The sequence below is a fragment of the Halomonas sp. SpR8 genome (genome assembly GCF_031010195.1).
Classification (GTDB): Bacteria; Pseudomonadota; Gammaproteobacteria; order Pseudomonadales; family Halomonadaceae; genus Vreelandella.
Window position 1 is genome coordinate 41,623 of sequence record NZ_JAUAMC010000013.1, and the last position, 22,800, is coordinate 64,422.

Below are 22,800 nucleotides of genomic sequence, written 5' to 3' on the forward strand. Positions count from 1 at the left end.
CAGTGAATCAAACTAAAGTTTCTAATAGTAAAGATGAAAAATACTCACAATGATGGGCCACGCTATGATTAAAGTTAGCCATGATTGAACTACGCCACCTACGCACACTGCTCGCCCTGCGCGAAACTGGGTCGCTCGTCGATGCAGCCGATCGAGTGCATTTGACCCAGTCGGCACTTTCACACCAGCTGAAAGATTTAGAGAGCCGCGTGGACAGCGCGCTTTTTGTACGCAAAACACGCCCGGTAGAATTTACCCGCGCAGGGTTGCGCCTGCTCGCCTTAGCCGACCAGGTGCTGCCCGAAGTGCGCAAGGCAGAGCGTGACCTGGCTCGCTTAGCCGGCACTGAACAGGGCCGATTGCATATGGCCATCGAGTGCCATAGCTGTTTTCAGTGGCTGATGCCGACGGTGGACTATTTTCGCGATCACTGGCCTGAAGTGGAAATCGATATTCCCAGTGGCCATCACTTCGACCCGTTGCCGGCGCTTGCCCGGGAGCAGCTTGATTTAGTTATTACCGCCGACCCCCAACCGCTTGAAGGCATTCATTACGCACCGCTATTTCGTTACGAAGGGTTATTGGCGGTCGCGCGACAGCACCCGTTTGCAGGTCGAGGGTTTATTGAGCCCCAGGCACTGGTCGAGGAAACGCTGATTACCTATCCCGTTGAGCAATCCCGTTTGGATATTTTTACCCAGTTTTTACAACCGGCAAACGTACGCCCGCGGGAGATTCGCACCGCTGAATTGACGATTATGATGATGCAGTTAGTCGCTAGCGGGCGAGGCGTCTGCGCGCTACCCAACTGGGCGCTGACCGAATATTTAGAGCGTGATTACGTGTGTGCGGTGAAGTTGGGCGAGCACGGGATCTGGAGCACCCTGTATGCGGCGATTCGCGAAGAGACGCGAGAAGCGCCTTGGATGCAGGATTTTTTACGCACCGCGCGGGAAACATCCTTTGCGGTGCTATCAGGCGTTAAGCCAGCGGATCGCGGCGCGGAACCAGCAGCGTAAAGCGTGCGCCACCTAAGGTGGGGCTGGTGTCGATGGTGACACTGCCACCGTGCCCGGCCATGATTTTCTGCACAATCGAAAGTCCTAACCCATAGCCGCCGGAGCTGCGGGCGCGGCTGTCATCCAGTCGGGCAAAGGGTTTAAAGATATCCGCCCGCGCTTCAGGCGGAATGCCGGGGCCATCATCCTCGACATCAATGCGCACCAGATTAGGCTCATCCCATAGCTGAATCACTACCTGAGACTTGGCATGGCGACAAGCGTTGCCGACTAAATTCTGCAATGCCCGCTGCAAATAGCGTGGCTCCGCCAGCAGTTCAATCTCAGCGCCGGGCGCAAGCGTCAGCGTTAACTCTTTATACAGCGGTGAAAGCGTGTCGATTACCCGCTCCGCCATAGCGCGACACTCCACCAGCGAAGTTTCAAGCTCGGCGCCGTTAACCGTTTCGCCGCCCAGCCGCGCGTAAGTGAGGATTTCATCGACCAGCTCATCGAGCTCGGAGATATCGGCATCAATGCCCTGTAACTGACGGCGAATCGCGGGCTGGTCGGTCATATCCTCGACCATTTGCACTGCAAACCGGATGCGTGCGACCGGGGTGCGCAGCTCATGAGAAACCGCGCGAATCATCTCTTGCTGACCACGCAACAGGCTCTGCACCTGATTGGCCATGCCGTTAAACGCCATACCCAAACGGCCTAAGAAATCTCCGCTCTCTACTTTTACGCGGGTTTCCAAACGGCCACTGGCAATCCGAGTGGCGGCCAGCTCCAGTCGCGCCATGCGTGCTTCAATGCTGCGCATAATCAAATAAATAATCAGACTGAGTACAAGCATCAGTCCAATCAACAGCGGCAGGTGTAAATCCGGCGGCAGCGTGTCGCCGCGCGAAATGGGCCCCGCTTGCAGCCACTCAGATTCACCGGGCAACTGATAGAGCAACGTAATTGAAAGATTATCGGAGACTAGCTTGGTTACCACGTTGCCGCGCTCCAACTGCTCCTGCTGCTGCGCCGTTAGCCCGGCGGGTAGCGAGGCCGAGAGCTGCAACGGCCAGCTACCAGTGCGTAGCTCAGCAATGCGGCTTTCTCGCTCGCCCATAGGTACTGCAGCGAGCCAGTCGCCCAGCAGCGCAATGCTGCTGTGCCACTGATGTTCGCTCCAATTATCCAGTTGAGCTTGCAGCAACCACGAGTCGCCTGGCAGGCGCTGCTGCAATAGCCAAGGGCTTTCATCGACTAGAATTTTGCCCTGCTCCAGGCGCGAGCGTTCAAAGTAGCCTAAATCGGCATCTTTAATGGGCTGCAGCGCTAGCTGCAAATCCAACTGCTCGGCAAATCGATCGAGTAAATCCGCACGCTGCCCTTCAGGCGTATTGGCCAGTTGACGCGTCATTAACGACATGGGTAGCGCAGCTAGCTGCTCACGGTAATCTTCGCGGCGCACCTGCTCGATAAATGCCCCCCCCGCTAATGCGATAATAAAAATCACCAGCAGCGCTAGGCCTAGCAACACATAAAACCGTAAAAACGAGCCGTTACTTAGCACCCGCCGCATGATGCCATCCCTCTTGATATTCAACTATCTTTGACGAAGAGGTAACCTTTACTGCGCACGGTTTTGATCCGGTGAGGCTGATTAGGGTCATCGCCAATTTTGGGCCGAATACGTGATACGCGGACGTCGATAGAGCGATCCTGGCCGTCGTATTTAATTCCTCTCAAGTCGCTGAAGATTTCTTCACGGGTAAGTACTCGGCCTGCGTTGCGGCCTAGTAACCAGAGCAGGTCAAATTCAGCGCTGGTCAAGTCGATACGCTCACCAGACAACCACGCCTCCCGGGTAGCATTATCTATTTCCAGATTTTCAAAGCGCAGTCGCACTTCACCGTCCGGTACAGGCGCATCGGCGCGGCGCAGCAACGCGCGCATACGGGCAAGCAGTACCCTCGGCTGAACCGGCTTCGGTACATAGTCGTCGGCACCCATTTCGAGACCCAACACCTGATCCAAATCGTCCACACGGGCTGTCAGCATCATAATGGGGCCGGCAAAATTGGGTCTAACCCGGCGGCAAATCGCGAGGCCGTCTTCGCCTGGCAGCATTAAATCTAAAATCACTAAATCGGGCTGTAGGGTTAAAATACGGTCCACCCCTTTTGCCCCGTCGGCCTCCAGCGTTACTTGGAAGCCATTTGCTTCCAAGTAATCACGGGTCAGTTCGGCCAAACGCTGGTCATCTTCAAGGATCAGGACATGATCTTGATCAGGGTAAACAGGCGCAACAGATTCTTGCGTCTCAAATGCCTGAAATTGCTGTTCCAAATGTTCAACCATCCTCTTTACACACTCCGCCTAAACAATTTATTTTTTAGCTGCTAACTCAAATTTATTGTTATCAGCTCTCAGGATAACTCAAAATCATCAAAACACCCTCTTCTGTCTCAACGATCGCGCTTAATAATGGATGAGTATGGTCTGAAACTTGATTCTCACATCAGTGAGAGCTACTGTTGAAGCGCTAACTGTCGACAATCTGACAGGAGGAACCTGCCATGGGAAGTAGCAAAACGAAAAGCGTTATCAAGCGTGTTTACGTTCCAACCCAAGTGCGCGATTTGCCCAATGGGGAAAAGTTAAAAATCCCAGGGCATTACAAAGCGCCACCTGGTGAAGGTAACGACACCAGCGAGTAATCGATGATTGAGTAACTAATGCTTAGATTAGTAAAAAGGCAGGCCATCAAAGGCCTGCCTTTTTTTACCCTCAACCGGGCAATGACTCAGTCGCTATCCCTTTGGACCAAATAAGAACCATGCGATTAAGCCAACTAACGGGAAAAACAGCAACACTAAAATCCATATCAGTTTGGCGACGCTACCAGCACCGCTTTTAGCCACTTTGACAATAGCCCAGATCACGATTATGAGCCAAATTAGTCCTAACAGCCCACCTACTTCAATGCCCATAGCAACTCCTTAGCGTGTTGGCACTCGTGGTTAATTTCGTTAATTCTATCAGCCGCCTGCTCACAATATTCACTCACTGCTCAGGCAAGCTCAATACCATTTCACCAGCCTGTATCTCAATCGATAGCAGATTTAAAAAGCTCATGCCGAGCAGAACGGTATCGCGCTCCATGCCGGGGCTAATTGACCCCTGCACATTTTGCACCTTTAGGCCTCCCAGCGAAACCTCAGCGAGTTCGGTTAGCGATCCTTCAACCCGGCCATTGGCGGTATTAAACCAAGCGCTACGCCCAGGCTTCAGCCCCAATTCATTTGCCAAGTCGGCAGGAATCGCCACATATGTAGCACCCGTGTCGAGTAAAAACGTGACCGGCTCCCCATTAATACGCCCTGGTGACTCAAAGTGTCCGGCGCGGTTGCGCTTTAGGGTGACCGGCTCCCCCGCCGGTAGTGTGCTCACTATATTGGCGTTGGGGCGCATCATCTCTTCCAGACCACCGTGTATCCACCAGGTGCCTACCGCCATAAGCAGTACCCAAAATAGCAACATCATGACGATGCCACCTCGCTGAGTGGTTTGACTTGCCATATGCGTTGCCATACTCCACCTCGCTGAGGTAAGGGCGCCTGCTAAATCGGTTGTTAGCTTTCCCAGGCTAGCGCAGCTTCCCTGCCGCGGCGCTCATTAACGTTGACACAAATTAGCATCGCGATAACGAACAGGGCGACACATAATAGAATAGACGCTTGCAAACCAATCAACGTTTGCAGAACCCCCAGCATTACAATCCCAAGTACCCCTGCTAACTTATTAGCCAACCCCCAAAAACCAAAAAACTCTGCAGACTTAGCCAAAGGAGAAAACAGCCCGACTAAGGCTCTGCTTGCCGACTGACTAGAGCCCAAACTCAGCCCTGCCAAGCAGCCCACTACTAAAAATACATACTGAGCCTGCCACTGCACGTCAAAGCTTTCATTCACCCACTCGGTGACTTCTGGCGTTGCCCAGATGGCAATAATGGCGATAACCCACAGTGCCAGAGTCATTTGGTAAGTCCGCTTGGCGCCTAGCTGGTCCTGCAGCCAGCCAAACCCCAAAGCCCCCGCAGCAGCGGTGACTTGAACAATAATGAACATGATATTGCGTACGCTTTCATCCCAGCCAATCACCTGAGCGCCATAGATAAACGCGAAAGCGATGATGATGTAGACCCCCGCCATTGAAAACAGCAGTGAAATCAAAAAAACGGTAAGGTCTTTAAAATGGCGCAAATCATGAAAGGTCGCCGAGACACGATGCAAAGCAATGTGACGATAAGAGACGCCGCGTGGCTGAGGTGAACCCCGCTCTTTTAGCCAGAGAAAAGTGGGAATAGCAGTAATCAGGAAGAATCCCGCAGCAAAAGGCCCCACCCAGCGGATGCGTTCAAAATTGTCGGCGCTTGCCTCGCCCAGCACCACCAGGGTGAAACCTGCCGCAAACAGTCCACCGATGTAGCCTAGCGCCCAGCCAAAGCCGGAAATTTTACCTAATGCTTCGGGTGGCCCCAGCTCGGGTAAAAAAGCGGCAATAAACGATTCCCCCATGGAGTAGGCATAGTTAGACAGCACGATCAGTAGCAGGCCAATGATCACGTAGCCGGGCTCAACGAAGTAGAGCATTGCGGTGGTCACCACTGTGGCTAGATAGCTAACCAGCAGAAAGCGTTTTTTCTCGGCCCGGTAGTCCATGATTGCCCCACACAGCGGGGCTGTGATCACCACCATTAAATAACTGATGGCCAGGGCAAGGCTCCACAAAAAGTTAGCCAGCCGGAAGTTATCGCCACGCTCCCCTACGATCACGGTGGTAAACAGCTCGCCAAATACCACGGTAATAATCAGTAGTGTGTAGGCCTGATTGGCAAAATCAAACATTGCCCAGCCGAAGATCTCTCGACGCGATGCGTAGGCATCAGTCACTTTAGCAGTTGTAGCAGGCAGCATTGGTTTTCTCTCGCAAGGGGAGTCGTAAGCCTAGCAGGCAGAATCGCCAAGATACCACGGCTTGCGTTGCAGATTAAAAATGGTGATAGATAGGCACCAAAAACGCGCAACGCCCGGCATAAAGCTAGGCGTTGTGGAGACGCGAGCTGTGTAAAAGTCGCAAACTGCGGCAAATATCAGAGCAGCCAGTGTGCTATAACGGCAGCAATACCAATAACCATCGCCGTCAGTACCGCCACTGTGACCACCCGATCCAGCCAGCGATCAAAGGCAACCCCTTTTGACTGTCTTCGTGTCGCTCCGTGGCGTCCGTGCCGAGCCATTAGCATCGTCGCTCCATGTTCGCTGCTCCCGAAATAGTCAGCTTCCACAGTTGAAAGCTGACTTATGCCGTTTGGCGCTAACTATTAATACGCCGATTGACCACGCTTGGTGCGCGGCGCAAGCGCTCTTCCTCACCTAGCAGCTCCGCTTCAAAGGCATCTGCACCCACTGGCGTTTCACCATGGCGACGATAAAGCTGGGTCAGCATCGCCTTGCGGTCTGCGCGTAGCTCCTGGACTAATACAAACACCATCATATACAGAATAAAGGTGAACGGTAATGCCGATAGCACCGATGCCGACTGCAGCCCCTTTAAACCACCGGATGCGATCAGCGTCAGACAGATAGCGGCGATTAGCACCCCCCAGATAACACGCTTATACAGCGGCGGATTAATCGAACCGTTATCGGTCATCTGCGCCACGATATACGAGGCCGAGTCGGCGGATGTGACCAGGAAAATAAAGATCAGCATCATCGCAACCACCGAGAGCACGCCGGTGAACGGCATCAGTTCGAACATCTCAAATAGCGCTACGGTGATATTATCTTGTGTCGCGGCGGCTAGCCCAACATCGGTTCCATTCAACTCCATATGTAGCGCTGCACCACCGAACACGCCAATCCACAAACAGGCTAACAGGGGAGGTACAAACAGCACCCCAAACACATACTCTTTAATAGTACGGCCACGAGATACGCGGGCGATAAAGGTGCCTACAAATGGCGACCAGGCAATCACCCACGCCCAGTAAAAAATCGTCCAGTTGCTGGCCCACTCATTATCCGTATAGGGTGAAATACGCAGACTCATGCCGATAAAGTTCTGCAGATAATCCCCGATACCCACCGTGATGGTTTCTAATATTGCCAGCGTAGGGCCGGTGAACAGCACGTACAGCATCAATCCAATACATAAAATCATATTGAGATTAGAAAGGCGTTTAATGCCTTTATCCAAGCCCGACCAAGTTGATGCCATATAGGCGCAGAACATCACAAAGAGAATAACAAATTGCCATAAGCCGTTTTCAGGCAGGCCAAATACGGCGTTTAAACCGCCGTTCATCTGCAGTACGCCCAACCCGAGCGATGTGGCTACCCCCATAACGGTAGCAACCACGGCAAACACATCCAACCAGGAGGCGTAGGGGCGAACTTTAGGATTTTTCGCTGTTATCGACGACAGCACAGAAGAGACAAGTCCCGCCTGCCCTTTACGGAACTGGAAGTAGGCAATAATCAAACCAACGATCGAGAAAGCTGCCCACTAATGAATGCCCCAGTTGAAGTAGCTGTACTGAATAGCGTAGCGTGCTGCGGCTTCGGTTTCCGCGGTTCTGTCACCGTAAGGCGGTTCAATAAAATGAAACATGGGTTCTGCCATGCCATAAAACACCAGCCCGACACCAAAACCTGCGGCCAGCAACATGCTAATCCACGAGAAAAACGTGTAGTTTGGCCGACTGTCCTGAGGGCCTAAGCGCACCTTGCCGTATTTACTCAGGGCCAGACCAAACAAAAAAATGACAAAACCAAACACTGAAAACAGGTAAAACCACCCGAATAGCCCAGTAATAGTGCTCAGTGCTCCCTCAGCCGCGTTGGCAAACCCTTCAGGAAATGACGCTCCGACAATTACCAAGCCAAAAATAATCACCACTGATGAGATGAATACCGACTTGCCTCCATGATTAGCCATATAACCATCCTGTTAGATGAGCTCTATTTAGGTAAGCGCAGCGTATTAAGCGCATGCTTGTACAAAAAGTTTTTCCTTGTACAGCTTGATGATAACAGTTGAAAAGCCAGATCGCACAGAACGTAGAACATGTCGGCAGCCATGAATGGGGTCACAGCCCCCGCGCAGAAACCAGCACTGACAATGCAATCTATAGCACTACACCCAAGCAGTGAACTTGCTAGAGCAACTGTGTTCCAATGAGTGCGAATAACCGATGGAGGCTCTTATGCCACAGATGAATCGCGACCAACGTAACGCAGCATGGCAAGCGGCCAATCAATGGCGAGCCCGTGCAGCGCAGACCCAACCCACCGGATTGGCCGGCAGCCTAAAGCTCCTGTTTACATGGTTGGCGTTTGGCGCGTTGATGATAGTTGGCATGGTGCTCGGCCTGCTTTTCTTGTTGGTTGGCTGGGCGATGATGCCATTTATGCGCCATAAAATGAAAAAGCGCATGGATCAGATGCGTGCACAGCAAGCACAGGATATTGGTGGCGGCTATGCTCGCGGGCATGCTGACCCTGATGTTTCTTCACACCGCCGTCCAGGTCATCAGGATGCGCTGGAAGGTAGCTATGAAGTTAAGCCAGAAGTTAAAGACAAAAGTTAACGATGATCGATAAGCCCTAGTTCCAGGTACTTCATTGATCACCATAGCTCATTGAGCAATGTCGCTAATCAAATACGTTGATTTAATGTTCAGCATCTTTTAATCATGCTGTTATGTTGTCAATCAAAGCGGTGCAAACACCCAGGTGAATGTCGCGGCTAACGTAAGCGGCATTACCACCAAACTTCCCAGGTTACCAATCAGTACCAGTGAGGCCACCTTTTGCGGCGCCAACTGGTACTGCTCTGCGACCAAATAATTCAGCACCGCAGGCGGTAGCGCAGCAAACACCAGCAGCACCGCGGCCTGCAGTGCATTGAGAGGCAGTAACCACATTAACGGCAATGCAATCACTAATCCGGAAAGCGGACAAAGCACCGCCCCCAGCATGCCGGTGCGCCAATCGCTAAAGTCGATTTCCAGCAGCCTTACCCCCAGCGCAAACAGCATAAGCGGAATACACACGCCACCCAGCATATGCATGGCCTCCAACAGCCAGCCCGGCAATGGCAGCCCGCCGATATTTACCGTCAGCCCCGCCAAACTCGCCAACACAATGGGCATGCGCAGAATTCGCCACAGCGAGGTGCGCGGGTTCAGCATATAAAGTCCGACGGAAAAGTGCAGCAGCATCTCCACCATAAACACCACCACCGCGGCGGGTAACGCGTCAGGGCCGAATGCCAGCACCAGCAGCGGCACGCCCATATTGCCCGCATTATTGAACATCATGGGTGGAAGAAAGGTTTTGATATCCAACTTCAGCCACTTTGCCAGCGGCCACAACACAACCCCGGAGCCCAGCACCACTGCAACCGCGGCCGTGGCAAGCCAGGCGTATTCAGCTAACGGCGCTTGGCGATCAGCCAGCACGGCAAACACCAGCAGCGGGACGAACAGTTCCATATTAAGCGTATTAAGACTGCGAATATCGGGGGTTCGATAGCGCCCGTAGGCGGCGCCACAGCCCGCGATTAAAAACACCGGCAACAGAGTGGCCAGAATGTGTCCAATCATGCAGCCTGCCTCGCCTTGCTCCTTGAAATCATTACTGCTTCCTAGTGTTTATTGTGCTACTGGTGGCTCAAGAAAGCGCTGCCAGAGCGCCGTCACAATCTCACGGTGGGCGCGGAATTCCTCCCCATCGCTGAGTGCTTTTTCACCGGTAAGCGCCGCCCGATGGGTCGCGCTACGGTACTCCAGATAGGCTTCACGCAGGCGCTCTGCTTCTTCGGCGGGTAAGTACCCACTCTCGGTTAGCCGCTCTAAAATGCGGATATTATCGCTGTAGGTCAGCAGCTCAGGGGTTTGGTGAGCGAGCGCTAATACCGCGTATTGGCACAGAAACTCGATATCCACCATGCCGCCCGCATCCTGCTTGATGTTAAACGTATCGCTCGTCGTTTTACTGCCAAGGTGGTCGCGCATTTTCTGGCGCATCTTGACCACTTCTTCTCGCAGCACGGCGTTATCGCGTTCAGCGCTTAAAATATCCCCTCGCAGTTGGCTAAACTTCTCCGCCAGCGCATCGCTACCCGCGACCACCCGAGCTCGGACAAGCGCCTGGTGCTCCCAGGTCCAGGCATTTTGACGCTGATAGTCGGCAAAGGCCGTCAACGATGTCACCAGCAGCCCTGAGTTGCCCGACGGCCGCAGCCGCATGTCGACTTCGTAGAGACTGCCTGCCGGAGTGACCGCGGTCAGCAGGTGAATAATACGCTGGCCCAGGCGGGTGAAAAATACCGGTGCATCAATGGGGCGCGGGCCATCAGTCGTGCCGGTACCGTCGCTATCATGCAGGAAGACCAGATCTAAATCTGAGCTGTAGCCCAGTTCAATGCCGCCTAGCTTGCCGTAGCCAATGATCAGAAATGCCGCCTCGCGGGCGTTGAGCCCCTCAGGTACGCCATGTTTGCGAGTAATATGTTTCCAAGCCATGGCTAACACCGCATCTAAAATCACTTCGGCAATAAAAGTTAAGTAATCGCTTACTTTCATCAAGTGCCGGGTACCGACAATATCCGATGCCGCCACATGCAGCGTTTGGGCATGCTTGAAAACGCGTAACGCCTCTAGCTGCGCTTCCTCATCGTCCTCAGGTAAACGGTTAAGCGATTGGCGTAGCTCGTCGGCCAAGCGGGATTTATCGGCGGGGGTGTAGAGTGTTTCCGGAGTCAGCAGCTCATCGAGAAGAATAGGGTAGCGCGCCAACTGCTCTGCTATCCACGGGCTAGCGGCGCACAGGCGCATCAAGTGCTCAAGCGCCTGGGGATTCTCGCGTAGCAGGGCCAGGTAAGCCGTACGCCGCAGCACGGCTTCAATGAGTGGCTGCACCCGCGCCAGCGCGGTATCCGGTACGTCGTTATCGGCTACGGCATCCAGCAGCATCGGCATTAATGCGTCCAGGCGTTCAAAACCAATCCGCTGCATGCTTTGCACTTGACGCGAGTGGTAAAGGCTTTGCAGCCGCTTCAAGGCTTTTTCCGGCTCGTTAAAGCCTGCCTCGGCGAGATGCGCGGTGGCATCCTGTGCGTCTAACTCACCGCGCCAAATGAGTCGCCACTGGGCTAAACCAAGCTGATTATCATCGCTGGCCTCCTCGACATCCTCTTCGGGGTCGGCGATCACTGCGTCAAAGTGCTGGCGTATCCGCTCTCGTACTTCGTCAAGCTGGGCGATAAACCCCAGCCAGTCTTCATGGCCCATGGCAAAGGCCACCCGCTCACGGTCGCTATCATCGCTGGGCAGGGTTTGGGTTTGACGGTCTTCCAGCGCTTGCAGCGCATGCTCCACATCGCGCAAAAAGGCGTAATCAGGCAGTAGCTCATCGACCACGCCTTGCGGCAGTAGGCCTAGTTCGGGCAAACAATTAAGTGCGGTTTTCAGCGACGTGACCTGCAACTCAGTATCGCGCCCGCCGCGAATCAACTGAAATGCCTGGACGACGAACTCGACTTCACGAATGCCGCCAGGGCCGAGCTTAATATTGCTCTGCATGCCCTTACGCTTCACTTCGCGGTTGATCATCGCTTTCAGTTCGCGCAGCGACTCAATCGCCCCAAAGTCGAGATATTTGCGATACACAAAGGGCCGTAGCCCGGCCAGCAACTCATCACCGGCGTCTACATCACCGGCCACCGGGCGCGCTTTCAGCATCGCGTAGCGCTCCCACTCGCGGCCTTGGTCCTGATAGTAGCTGGAGAGCATGGCAAAACAGCCCACCAGCGGACCACCGTCGCCCAAGGGCCGCAGGCGCATATCGACGCGGAAGGCGAAACCATCGGCGGTCATCGCATCCAGGGCGGCGATCAGCTTTTGGCCTAGCTTGGTAAAATACTCCTGGTGCTCCAGCGGCTTACGTCCGCCCTGGGTGCCGCCTTTTTCGGGGAAGGCAAAGATCAGATCAATATCAGAAGAGAGGTTCAACTCCCCTGCCCCCAGCTTGCCCATTCCCAATATCACAAGACGTTGGGGCGAGCCATCTGCGCGCGGCGCTGGCAAGCCCCAACGCGGCGCATAAAACTGCTCAAGCCAGGTTAATGCGGCTTCCAGACATATCTCAGCCAGCTCAGACACCGCCTTGGCGGTGTCCCACATGGTATGACTGGGTGTACGGTTAAGATCGCGCCAAATAATCGCCAGCATGCGCTTACGGCGAAAACGGCGAATCACCCGCTGCATGGCTTCTTCGCTATCGGTTTGTTCCAGCGACTCATTAAGCCAGCTCATCAGCTCGTCTCGCCCTGGGTCGGCATCCAGCTCGCCCGCAATATCCAGTTCAACCAGCCAATGCGGGAAGCGGGCCAGCGTATCCAACGCAAAAGTCGAAATGGCCAGCACTCTGGCTAAGGCCTCGCGGCGAGGCTCAGAAAGCCCCTGCCAACTGCTTGAAGGCAGTTCCTGGTTGGACATCTCGGCAATGTTGTCAGCTTGTTTAAGCGACTCACTCAAGCGCTGCCAAGCAGCCTGGGACTCTTTGTGTAACGACGCAGGCAGCGTCGACAACGGTAAAAAATCGTCGTTCACTTGCATAACCACCTCACTGCCCAGCGCGTAAAAAGATGATAGACGTTTGCCCCGTCAGCAAACGACCTAGCTAACGAATTTTTCCCAGCCCAATAATCCCCAGGTGAGCCCGGCCATTATCAACGACAGCATAACCGCAGCTGAGCCAATATCCTTGGCTCGCCCAGAAAGCTCATGATGCTCGGTACCAATCCGGTCAACAACGTTTTCGATGGCGCTGTTTAGTAGCTCTACAATCAGCACAAAAAACAGGCTACTGACCAGTAGCAGCCAGCTAACGGGGCCTTCTCCGATCCACCAGGCAAACGGCAGCATGACCGCCGTGATACCGACTTCCTGGCGGAAGGCCGACTCATTTCTAAATGCCGCTTTTAGGCCTTTCCATGAATAGCGCGTGGAGTGAACCAAATGTGTTAAGCCGGTATGCCCAGGTTTCATGCAGATCGCCTCACCGTGTGAGCGTGGAGTTTAATCAGTTCGCTAAAATCATTGCATCGAGATCCAGTGACAATGGATCTAAAACTTCAGACCAGCTTAAGTATGGCGTGCTGCCATTGCCATTCACCATGACACTAAACACCCCCCAGCGCCCTTGCGCCGTGCGGAAGTAGCCTGCCGCCGCCCTAACGGCAAACGGCTGGTTCAGCGTGCCAGTTTTGATCATGACATTGTTTTGGAAGGTGGATGAACCGCGTCGAATAAAGCGCATGACCCCATTGGCCGGCGATTGGAAGGCCGCGATGAAGCTTGGAAACAGCGCGCTCTGTCGAAACATATCCTCCAGCATCACATTAATGCCCTGCGCCGACGTTCGGTTCTCAGTGGTCAGCCCGCTGCCACTATACAGCGTTAATGGCCCATGCCCTGGTAGGCTTTGGACGTAGGTTTCAATCGCTTGGCCTGCTTGGCGCAGCTGCGCCTGGGGCGTCTCCACCAGATCCAGCGCCAGCACATCGGCCATATAGTTATTGGAGTAGTTCATGATACGCAGCAGAAGCTCTTGCAGCGGTTGGCTGTCGACCGCCGCCAGGCGCTGAGCGGAACTGGGCGGCTGGGTCGAGCTGACCCGCCACGGCTCGCGCACCTGGATGCCCGCCTGATTGAGCATCCCCATTAATACTTGGGCGGTTTTCTCGGCCGCATCCCCCGCGCCCCGGTAGATATCCCGGGGGATGGCGTTAGTTGAAATTTGCCCGGTTAGGCGCATCATGTCGCCACGTTCGTCGGTGATACGCTCAGCGCCGATCTCCGTGCCACTATTGGCCGGGCGGGTAATCACCTGGTTATCAATGGTGATCAGTGACGTTTGGCTATCGCAAAGGCCGACGTTGGCTGGCGCGCCAGCCGTAGCCGCCGGTGACACATTAACGCACCAACTGCCGAAGTTAACGCCCGCCGAGGAGAGCGGTGCACTGTAGGCATTAGCTACTCGTGTGCGGGCATCACAGCGGTCAGTGGTAATGCACTCCACTGGGCCAAAACGCCACTGGCTGACCACTAACGCGCCGTCAACCTCGCGCACCCCCGCCAAGTGCAAACGCTGCACCAAGCGCCACAGGTTTTCAGTGGTCAAGCCGGGGTCGCCGCCGCCTTCAAACACCAAATCGCCATGCAGAACACCGCTCTCCACCCTACCCGCGCTGACTAATTGACTGGTAAAGCGGTGCTGGGGGCCAAAACGATTCAGTGCCGCTGCAGATAAGTAAGCTTTGGTCACTGAGGCGGGGGAAAGCTGACGATCTGGATTGATACTGCCTAACAGCGCACTGCTGCCCGTATCAGCACCCAGCAAACGCGCTTCGGCGCTAATCGAAAAGCCTTTATCCTGCAGCTGTCCCAACCGCGTGAAATCGGCCCATAGACTGGAACTGGCGCTCAGCGCCAGCGTGGCAACCCCGGCGACCAGCGACCAGCGCCGAATACGCCCAGTAACAACACGCCCGAAAAAAGGAATCTGAGAAACATCCATTACGCTAAGCTACCTCACTGCATATTCATTTTAGAAACCGTCTTCTTGCAAATAGTTGCTACATCACCATGTTCGTTATGTTCGCGGCAAATCAACGCTTAAACGCCACAAAGCTTGGCCACTTTGAGCATACTTAGCTTCAAACGGGGTCAAATAGTCACCTTTAGGTGCAAGCGCCGTAGTGGTTGCCTGCTTGCCGGTTACTTGAGCCACTGCCAAGGCAAACTCCTCAACGTAAATCGACCAGTTTGAGCGCAATTCAAGACGCCCTCCAAGGGCCAACAGTGTGGGTAAAACAGCATGCCCATGCCAGCGCATTTTCAAATGACCCGCTTTAGGGTAAGGGTTTGGATAAAGCAGATAGTGATACTCGGGCGCCCAACCGGCCTGATAGGCCAACCGCCAGAAGTCGACCAGATCCGCCCTTACCAGCAGCGCATTGGCCGGCAGTTCTCCGTGGTCACGCCCCAGGCGATCTTCACTACGATCCACACCAATAACGGCATGGGAGGGGAACTGCAGTGCCAGTTGACGTGTCGATACCCCAACGCCACAGCCGGAATCAAGCACTAGCGGCGCTTGGCGGCGGGCAAACCACTCGGCCGCGTGGGCAAAGTTACGCTGAGTATGCTCGGCGATGGGTTTACGCAGCGGATGCGCTAGTGCACGACCTACCCGGCGGGCCAAGTCTTGATGTGGGCCCGGCTGATTAGAAACCACTGATCGAGAATTATGCTGCATGCCATCTCTCGGCTTAAAAGCGTGATTCTATCAGTCTCGAGCGCTTGCGGCATGACGTCGTTGCATGGCCGGTGCTATGATCACACTTACGTACTTATTACCTTGGGCATTTATTCCCTCAGGTACTAACTTAACAGGTACTAATTAAGCGCAGCGGGTTTAGCACAATGGGCTTAACCCCTTGCCAATAACCATTATTACCACCACCGCACCACGAGGAACCCGGCTTGTCACACTTACCGGTGATTGTCGGCATGGGCGGCATCAATCCCGCTGGCAGAACCTCTGGCCATCAGGCCTTCCGCCGAACCGTGCTTGATGCCCTCCCTGCTGACCAGCAACGCCAGACTCTGGAAGGCTTGGCGGCGCTTATGCGCCTTGTTGAGCACTCCGAAAAGGGGTGGCTAGACCGTGCAGGCCAGCCTGTAGATGCCCCGGCTGAGTCTCTGCGTGAGCAGGTGCTTAACCACACCCTGATCCGCCGCAACGAAGACCCGCGCTTTCTAGCCCCCGGCATGCCGTCTAACCGCCAGGCCAGCATGCAGCTCGCCGAGCCGATGCGCTTTACCCTGCGCCGCCGCCAACTGCCCGACAACCTGCCAACCGATTGGCAGGTGCGCGACATTGATACCCGCGAGGTAGAAGTGGTCGTGCCGGCTGGCGTGTTAAACGTCCTGCTACCCGACGCACAGGTACCCAAAGTACGCGCAGCAGCTCAGCTACCCAGCGGCTTTGACCCCGCCAACCTGTATCGCAGCGTGCACCATCCCCGCGGTCTCTCCCTGGCGGTATTTGGCGCCAGCGACTGCCTGGGCGCCAGCGGGCTCTCCTGGGAGACGCTGCGCCAGCAGTTGAATCCGGATCATATCGCCGTGTACGCCGGAAACTCCATTGGCCAGCTCGATGACCAGGGCTGGGGCGGCTTGCTGAAAAGTTTGGTGAGCGGTCAGCGCGCTACTTCGAAACAGATGCCGCTGGGCTATGGCCAGATGCCCGCCGACTTTTTAAACGCCTATGTACTCGGCAGCGTCGGCGGTACCGGCGCGGCTTTGGGTGCCTGCGCCAGTTTTCTTTACAACCTGCGTCTGGGCATTGACGATATTCGCGCTGGCCGTCGCCGCGTAGTGATGGTTGGTACCGCTGACGCACCGATCACCCCGGAAATTATTGAAGGCTTTCGGGCCATGGGCGCGCTGGCTGACGACGCTGGTTTAAAGGCGTTGGATGCGCTGGAACTGCTCACCGATAGCGACTACCAGCGCGCCTGTCGTCCGTTTGCGCGCAACTGCGGTTTTACCATGGCAGAAGCCAGCCAGTTTGTGCTGCTGATGGATGACGCCCTGGCACTGGAAGTGGGCGCGGATATTCTCGGCGCCGTACCAGAGGTATTTGTCAATGCCGATGGCTACAAGCGCTCAATTTCGGCGCCGGGCATTGGTAATTACATCACCCTGGGTAAAGCAGCTGCGTTTGTGCGCGATATGCTGGGTGAAAGAGCCCTGAAAGAGCGCAGTTTTTTGCATGCGCACGGCACCAGCACCCCCAAAAACCGCATTACCGAATCCCATGTATTCGATGAGATCGCCCGCGCCAACGGCATCAATGACTGGCCTATCGTCGCGATCAAAGCCTTTATCGGCCACTCCCAAGGCTCTGCCGCGGGTGATCAATTGGCGAGTGCCCTGGGTAGCTTTGCTCACGACCTGCTGCCGGGCATTCCGACGCTGGATGCGGTCGCCGACGACGTTTATGGTGATCGCCTGCGCTTCTCACAAACGGCGCAGCCTTTCCGTGCTGACGCCGCTTTTATTAACGCCAAAGGCTTTGGCGGCAATAACGCCACCGGTGTGGTGCTTTCACCTGCAGTGACCGAGCGCCTGCTGCTCCAACGCCACGGTGCGGCAGCAGTGAGTGCCTGGAAACAGCGCCGCGAAATCACCCGCGCAGCGGCAGCGGCCTATCTCGCCGAAGCAGATCTCGGCCACTACGCCCCACGCTATCAATTTGGCGAAGCGGTACTCGAAGGCCCTGAGCTGGATATTCATGCCGACCGGATTCATATTCCCGGTTACGATCATGCCGTCTCGTTAGCCAGCGATAATCCGTTTGGCTGCCTGGACGAGGAGTCATCGCCATGAGCAGTGGCAAAGTGAATATCGCCGTCTATCCTGGCACTTTCGATCCCATCACTTATGGCCACTTTGATCTGATCGAGCGCGGTGCGCGGATGTTCGACAAAGTGGTTATCGCGGTAGCGGCAAGCCCCGGCAAAAGCCCCCACCTCGACCTGAAAACACGCATGACGCTGGCGAAAACGGTCTGTGCGTCACTGCCCAACGTTGAGGTGATCGGCTTCTCTACCCTGCTCACCACGATGATGCACGAGCAGGGGGCGACCATTATTCTGCGCGGCCTGCGTGCAGTATCCGACTTTGAGTACGAGCTGCAGCTGGCCAATATGAACCGGGCGCAGAATCCAGAGCTGGAGAGCGTGTTTTTAACTCCGGCAGTGGAAAACTCGTACATCTCTTCAACCATCGTGCGTGAGATTGCCAAGCTGGGAGGCGATATTTCCCGGCTAGTGCATCCACAGGTCGCCGAAGCGCTGCGTAACCACTACACTAACTAGCCAACGCTATTGTTGAGTAAAACACTAGGTTATCGACACCGATGCCCTAGGGTTTGTACGCCATCTGCGAGGTACGCCCATGGCCCTGATGATTACCGACGAGTGCATTAACTGCGACGTCTGCGAACCGGAATGCCCCAACGATGCTATCTCCCCCGGTGAGGAGATCTACGTCATTGACCCTAATCTATGCACCGAGTGTGTCGGTCACTATGACGAACCCCAGTGCCAGCAGGTCTGCCCGGTAGATTGCATCCCGCTTGATCCGGAACGCCACGAGACCCAAGAACAGTTGATGAAGAAGTACCGCATCATCACTGCCGCCTAAGCCTAATGCGAATTTGGGCCCTCGCCTGGCCAATCATTTTATCCAACATCACCGTTCCGCTACTCGGACTGGTCGATACCGCGGTGGTCGGACACCTGCCTGACGCCCGCTATTTGGCTGGCGTGACGCTAGGCGCCACGCTATTTAGCTTTCTCTACTGGGGCTTTGGCTTCTTGCGCATGGGCACCACGGGGCTGGTCGCCCAAGCCATGGGGCGCGAGAGCAGCAACGATGTGCGCAACCTACTGGGGCAGTCACTGATCATCGCGCTGGTGATCGGCAGCCTGTTGATTGTGTTTGCCTCGCCGCTGATTACGCTGGGGTTGTGGCTGTTAGATGGTAGCGAGGTGGCCACCCACTTAGCGCGAGAGTACGCTCATATTCGTCTCTGGTCTGCGCCAGCGGTGCTTGCCAACTACGCCATTCTGGGCTGGTTTTTGGGCCAACAGAACTCCCGCGTCACACTGATGATTCTGCTGCTTACCAACAGCGTGAATATCGTGCTGGATTTATGGTTTGTGGTCGGACTAGGCATGACCAGCAACGGCGTGGCTTGGGCCAGCGTAATCGCTGACTACAGTGCCTTGGCCTTCGGGAGCTACTTAGTGCTGCGTCAGCTAAGCAGATTGGATGGCCATTTTTTGCGCGAGCGTCTGCTGGCACTGGCGGCCTACACAGCGCTGTTTAATGTCAACGCCAACCTGTTTGTGCGCACCCTCGGTCTGCTGTTTGCCGTGGCGTTCTTTACCGCCCAAGGCGCCCGTCAGGGCGATACAGTGCTCGCTGCCAACGCTGTCCTGCTGCAATTTATTATGCTCACCAGTTACGCGCTGGATGGCTTTGCCCATGCGGCCGAATCGCTGATAGGGCGCGCCTATGGGCGCAAGGATTGGCGTGAGTTTGCGACCACCGTGCGCGCCGCCGCGAATTTTTCATTCTGGACAGCGGGTCTTGCCGCTCTGCTGTTTGCGCTGGGCGGCAATGCGCTGATCGCGCTGCTCACCGGCCTTGAAGAAGTGCGTGCGACCGCGGCGCAGTATTTGCCCTGGATGGTCGTCATGCCGCTGATTGCGGTCTGGAGCTACCTACTGGACGGCGTATTTATTGGCACCACTGCCGTGCGTGAAATGCGCAACAGTATCTTTATTGGCCTAGCGGCCTATTTACCCATTTGGTGGCTCACCCAAGGGCTGGGCAATCATGGGCTGTGGCTTTCGTTTATGCTGTTTACGCTGGTTCGCTCGGTCGTCTTGATTCATTACTATTATTTTCACTACCATCGCCGTTATCGGCTAGCCCGCTGGCGCTAAAATAGGCGCAATTAGCGGTAACTGAGCTAACGTGAGATTAAGCGGGCAGCTTCAACGTGAAAATATCCGTGCTCCCCCGTATATTAGCCATGCACTTCACAAGCATTTGCCCTCCAAGGCAGTTGCTTCGGCACTTTCTAATAATGAATAAAGAGAGCACCCCATGCTTAAAATGATATCTAAACCAGCGGTCAAGCTGGTGGAGCGCTATCTACCCGATCCGTATATTTTCGTGCTACTGCTAACGTTAATCGCTACGGTTGCTGCGATCGCCATTGAGCGCCAATCACCGCTGGCGGTGCTGCGTTTTTGGGGCGATGGCTTTTGGGGCCTGCTTACTTTCTCAATGCAGATGCTGCTAGTGCTGGTCACCGGCTTTATGCTGGCTAGCTCGCCGCCGGTAAAACGCATTCTGCAAAAAATCGCTGGCAGAGCTAAAACGCCTGGCGGCGCAATCATTCTGGTCACGCTGGTCTCTTTGGCGGCCAGTTGGATTAACTGGGGCTTTGGCCTTGTGGTGGGCGCGCTATTTGCCAAAGAGCTGGCCCGACTGATCCGCGTTGACTACCGGCTACTCGTCGCCAGCGCCTACTCCGGTTTTGTGGTGTGGCACGGCGGTTTGGCCGGCTCGATACCGCTGACCATAGCCACCGAAGGGCATTTTTCCGTCGACCAGATTGGCGTGATTGGCACCGGTTCAACGATTTTCGCCTTCTTTAACCTGGCTATCGTAGCCTGCCTATTTATCGTCATCCCCCTGGTAAACCGCATGATGCTGCCGGATGAGAAGGATAGCGTCTACGTCGACCCCAGCGTGCTGAATGATGAGCCGGAACTCGTTGGCCGTCTTACCCGCCCGGCGGAACGCCTGGAAAACAGCGTGACACTCGCCCTGCTGGTCGGCGTGCCGGGGCTACTGTTCCTGCTTGATCACTTTTTGCTACGCGGTGGCGGTTTAAACCTTAACGTGGTCAACTTCCTGTTTCTGTTCCTGGCCATTGTGCTGCACCGCACGCCGCGCAACCTGCTCAATAGCTTGAACGAAGCGATTAAAGGCGGTGCGGGGATTGTCATCCAATTCCCCTTTTATGCGGGCATTATGGCCATTATGGTGCAGTCTGGGCTGGCAGAAAGCATGTCCGAGTGGCTGGTCTCCTTTGCTACCACTACTACGCTGCCGTTCTGGTCGTTTATAAGCGCCGGGATTGTCAATCTGTTCGTACCCTCCGGCGGCGGCCAGTGGGCCGTGCAAGCACCGGTGATGCTGCCTGCCGCCGAGGCGCTGGGGGCTGACATTCCAAGAGTCGCCATGGCGGTGGCCTGGGGCGATGCCTGGACCAACCTGCTGCAACCCTTCTGGGCGCTACCGGTACTCGCCATTGCCGGGCTGAAGGCCAAAGATATTATGGGCTTCTGCCTGATTCAGCTGTTTATCACCGGTATTATTATCTCAGTGGGCCTATTGTGGTTTTAATCACAGCGTGGATTTAAAGCAATAGTCAACGACTGCCCTCTTGAGGTGGGCAGTCGTTAGCCCTTTCAAATGACCCCAGGAGCACCGCATGACAGACGCCGAAATCAGCGCCAACGCAGCCCTCCCTGGGCAGCACGAACTCTCCATGACAGTACTGATGACCCCCGACATGGCGAACTTCAGCGGCAAAGTGCATGGCGGCGCGATTCTTAAAAAGCTCGATGAAGTCGCTTTTGCCTGCGCTAGCCGCTATTCCGGCCACTATGTGGTAACGCTCTCGGTAGATCAGGTGCTGTTTAAACAGCCGATTCATGTCGGTGAACTGGTCACGTTTTTAGCCAGCGTCAATCATGTTGGCCGCTCGTCAATGGAAGTGGGCATTAAGGTCGTGGCTGAAGATATCCGCAATAAGCTGATCCGTCATACCAATAGCTGTTACCTGACCATGGTCGCGGTGGATGAGGATGGCAAACCTGCCAGCGTGCCACCACTCAGTTTGGCAACGCCCTTACAGCAGCTACGCTTTGAAAAAGCGGCTTTACGCAAGAAGCTACGCAAACAGGCCGAGAAAGAAGAGCTGTTCACCCAGCACCAGTACCCGCCTAAGCCCCAGTCAACAACATAGAGCCCTCGACATAACCCCCACCCAACGACAAGGAGTTCGTATGCCCGCCAGGGAACGCTACCCGCACCTACCTAAAGCGGTTGAATACGCCCATATTGGTTGGGATTTTTTCATTCTTACACTGGTGATGATTAACCTCGCGCTTCTGTTGTTTGATTCACTGTTTCTGCTCGGCCCTATTAACCAAGGTATCGCCAACCTCGCGCCCAGTCTTCACAGCTTCTACGATGAGGTGATTCATAGCCGTTTCATCACCATCGACCTGGTATTTGTCAGCTTTTTTATCGCCGATGTTCTGCTAGGTTGGTCAATTGCCATTGCCGAGCGGCGCTACCACCGCTGGTTTTTCTACCCCTTCGTGCACTGGTATGACGTGCTGGGCTGTATTCCCCTCGCAGGCTTCCGCCTGCTGCGTATTCTACGCGTGGTATCGCTAATCAATCGGCTGCATCGCCTCGGCCTTATTGATGTTTCCCGCTGGTATATCTATCAATTTGTTGCCAAGTATTACGACATTCTGCTTGAAGAGCTTTCCGACCGTATCGCTCTGCGGCTATTGGGCAATGTACAGCAGCAGATACACGCCAGCGATTCGCTGACCGAGCGCGTGATTGAACGTGTCATCATGCCCCGCAAGTCGCAGCTGATTCATGAGATTGCCCAGCGGTTAGAGAGCACTATCGGCAAAACGTACCAGCACAACCGTCAGTCCATTATGGCGGCGATCAGCGATTTGGTTAGCCGTACACTGCGGGAAAGCCCCGAGATTCAGCGCCTTAACCGCCTACCTATGGGCCAACAGGCCACCAGCGCGATGGAAGCATCACTCAGCGGTGTTGCTCAGCGGCTGGTCGATGAGCTGCTGCTAGGTATTCATTCGGATGAGTTTAGGCAGTTGGTGGAGCGCACCGCCGACAGCGGCTTCGACACCTGGTTAACGGTGGACGAAGGCAGCAACCGGGTCACCGACCAGGTACTGTATGACGTTCTCGAAATGCTCAAAGATCAAGTGCGCCACCAGGACTGGAAAGACCGCTATGAATAAT

21 protein-coding genes and 1 pseudogene are annotated in these 22,800 nt (G+C 55.1%); 10 read left to right on the forward strand and 12 right to left on the reverse strand.

The features are described 5' to 3' along the window. Positions 1–80: 80 nt before the first annotated feature. Positions 81–1,019, forward strand: coding sequence for a LysR family transcriptional regulator (locus QT230_RS19500; protein WP_308323825.1), 939 nt, complete (start codon positions 81–83; stop codon positions 1,017–1,019). Here the strand turns inward: QT230_RS19500 and QT230_RS19505 are convergent. Beyond that, on the reverse strand, positions 982–2,577 hold the full coding sequence (locus QT230_RS19505; RefSeq protein WP_308323826.1) for an ATP-binding protein: 1,596 nt from the start codon (positions 2,575–2,577) through the stop codon (positions 982–984). The genes QT230_RS19500 and QT230_RS19505 overlap by 38 nt on opposite strands. Before the next feature lie 20 nt (positions 2,578–2,597). Next, a complete protein-coding gene (locus QT230_RS19510) occupies positions 2,598–3,356 on the reverse strand; it encodes a winged helix-turn-helix domain-containing protein (RefSeq protein WP_308323827.1) in 759 nt (252 codons plus the stop codon). A 218-nt stretch (positions 3,357–3,574) separates the two neighbouring features. Between QT230_RS19510 and QT230_RS19515 the strand changes: the two genes are divergently transcribed. Beyond that, entirely contained in the window at positions 3,575–3,715 is a 141-nt protein-coding gene (locus tag QT230_RS19515; RefSeq protein WP_308323828.1) for a hypothetical protein, read from the forward strand. A 93-nt stretch (positions 3,716–3,808) separates the two neighbouring features. On the opposite strand, the gene QT230_RS19520 is transcribed toward QT230_RS19515, so the two are convergent. The 5 genes and pseudogenes from QT230_RS19520 to QT230_RS19540 all read right to left on the reverse strand — a co-directional run bounded on the left by QT230_RS19520 (position 3,809) and on the right by QT230_RS19540 (position 8,000). Continuing rightward, the gene (locus QT230_RS19520) at positions 3,809–3,988 is read right to left on the reverse strand and encodes a PLDc N-terminal domain-containing protein (RefSeq protein ID WP_308323829.1); all 180 of its coding nucleotides are present in this window, start codon (positions 3,986–3,988) and stop codon (positions 3,809–3,811) included. 73 nt (positions 3,989–4,061) lie between these two features. After that, positions 4,062–4,577 carry a retropepsin-like aspartic protease gene (locus QT230_RS19525; RefSeq protein WP_308323868.1) on the reverse strand — a complete coding sequence of 172 codons (516 nt, stop codon included), beginning with the start codon at positions 4,575–4,577 and terminating at the stop codon, positions 4,062–4,064. Positions 4,578–4,630: 53 nt separating this feature from the next. Beyond that, complete coding sequence (locus tag QT230_RS19530) at positions 4,631–5,974, reverse strand: MFS transporter (RefSeq protein ID WP_308323830.1); 1,344 nt, start codon at positions 5,972–5,974, stop codon at positions 4,631–4,633. A 176-nt stretch (positions 5,975–6,150) separates the two neighbouring features. Continuing rightward, positions 6,151–6,297, reverse strand: coding sequence for a hypothetical protein (locus tag QT230_RS19535; protein WP_308323831.1), 147 nt, complete (start codon positions 6,295–6,297; stop codon positions 6,151–6,153). A gap of 77 nt (positions 6,298–6,374) precedes the next feature. Then, positions 6,375–8,000: pseudogene (locus QT230_RS19540) on the reverse strand (BCCT family transporter). Between the two features lie 268 nt (positions 8,001–8,268). Between QT230_RS19540 and QT230_RS19545 the strand changes: the two are divergent. Further along, positions 8,269–8,652, forward strand: a complete 384-nt coding sequence (locus QT230_RS19545) for a hypothetical protein (protein ID WP_308323832.1) — start codon at positions 8,269–8,271, stop codon at positions 8,650–8,652. Positions 8,653–8,775: 123 nt separating this feature from the next. Here QT230_RS19545 and QT230_RS19550 read toward each other — a convergent pair whose 3' ends face one another. From QT230_RS19550 to QT230_RS19570, 5 genes are all read right to left on the reverse strand, one after another. After that, positions 8,776–9,669 (reverse strand): AEC family transporter, encoded by an 894-nt coding sequence (locus tag QT230_RS19550; protein WP_308323833.1) that lies wholly within the window; start codon positions 9,667–9,669, stop codon positions 8,776–8,778. 48 nt (positions 9,670–9,717) lie between these two features. Continuing rightward, positions 9,718–12,684, reverse strand: coding sequence for a bifunctional [glutamate--ammonia ligase]-adenylyl-L-tyrosine phosphorylase/[glutamate--ammonia-ligase] adenylyltransferase (gene glnE, locus QT230_RS19555; protein WP_308323834.1), 2,967 nt, complete (start codon positions 12,682–12,684; stop codon positions 9,718–9,720). 60 nt (positions 12,685–12,744) lie between these two features. Then, positions 12,745–13,116, reverse strand: a complete 372-nt coding sequence (locus tag QT230_RS19560; protein WP_308323835.1) for a diacylglycerol kinase — start codon at positions 13,114–13,116, stop codon at positions 12,745–12,747. 34 nt (positions 13,117–13,150) lie between these two features. Then, a complete protein-coding gene (gene dacB, locus QT230_RS19565; protein WP_308323836.1) occupies positions 13,151–14,647 on the reverse strand; it encodes a D-alanyl-D-alanine carboxypeptidase/D-alanyl-D-alanine-endopeptidase in 1,497 nt (498 codons plus the stop codon). 75 nt (positions 14,648–14,722) lie between these two features. After that, positions 14,723–15,388: an SAM-dependent methyltransferase gene (locus QT230_RS19570; protein WP_308323837.1), complete on the reverse strand. Its 666-nt coding sequence runs from the start codon at positions 15,386–15,388 to the stop codon at positions 14,723–14,725. Between the two features lie 254 nt (positions 15,389–15,642). Here QT230_RS19570 and QT230_RS19575 point away from each other — a divergent pair, with 254 nt between their 5' ends. The 7 genes from QT230_RS19575 (at position 15,643) to QT230_RS19605 (ending at position 22,799) form a co-directional block, all read left to right on the forward strand. Further along, a complete protein-coding gene (locus QT230_RS19575) occupies positions 15,643–17,526 on the forward strand; it encodes a beta-ketoacyl synthase N-terminal-like domain-containing protein (RefSeq protein ID WP_308323869.1) in 1,884 nt (627 codons plus the stop codon). Further along, positions 17,523–18,017, forward strand: a complete 495-nt coding sequence (coaD, locus tag QT230_RS19580) for a pantetheine-phosphate adenylyltransferase (RefSeq protein WP_308323838.1) — start codon at positions 17,523–17,525, stop codon at positions 18,015–18,017. The genes QT230_RS19575 and coaD overlap by 4 nt, the downstream gene beginning before the upstream one ends. A 79-nt stretch (positions 18,018–18,096) precedes the next feature. Further along, on the forward strand, positions 18,097–18,345 hold the full coding sequence (locus QT230_RS19585; protein ID WP_035585565.1) for a YfhL family 4Fe-4S dicluster ferredoxin: 249 nt from the start codon (positions 18,097–18,099) through the stop codon (positions 18,343–18,345). A 5-nt stretch (positions 18,346–18,350) separates the two neighbouring features. Then, complete coding sequence (locus QT230_RS19590; RefSeq protein WP_308323839.1) at positions 18,351–19,655, forward strand: MATE family efflux transporter; 1,305 nt, start codon at positions 18,351–18,353, stop codon at positions 19,653–19,655. A gap of 163 nt (positions 19,656–19,818) precedes the next feature. Beyond that, positions 19,819–21,129 (forward strand): short-chain fatty acid transporter, encoded by a 1,311-nt coding sequence (locus QT230_RS19595; RefSeq protein ID WP_308323840.1) that lies wholly within the window; start codon positions 19,819–19,821, stop codon positions 21,127–21,129. 88 nt (positions 21,130–21,217) lie between these two features. Next, positions 21,218–21,754 (forward strand): acyl-CoA thioesterase, encoded by a 537-nt coding sequence (locus tag QT230_RS19600; RefSeq protein ID WP_308323841.1) that lies wholly within the window; start codon positions 21,218–21,220, stop codon positions 21,752–21,754. A gap of 40 nt (positions 21,755–21,794) precedes the next feature. Next, positions 21,795–22,799, forward strand: a complete 1,005-nt coding sequence (locus QT230_RS19605; protein ID WP_308323842.1) for an ion transporter — start codon at positions 21,795–21,797, stop codon at positions 22,797–22,799. Position 22,800: the final 1 nt, after the last annotated feature.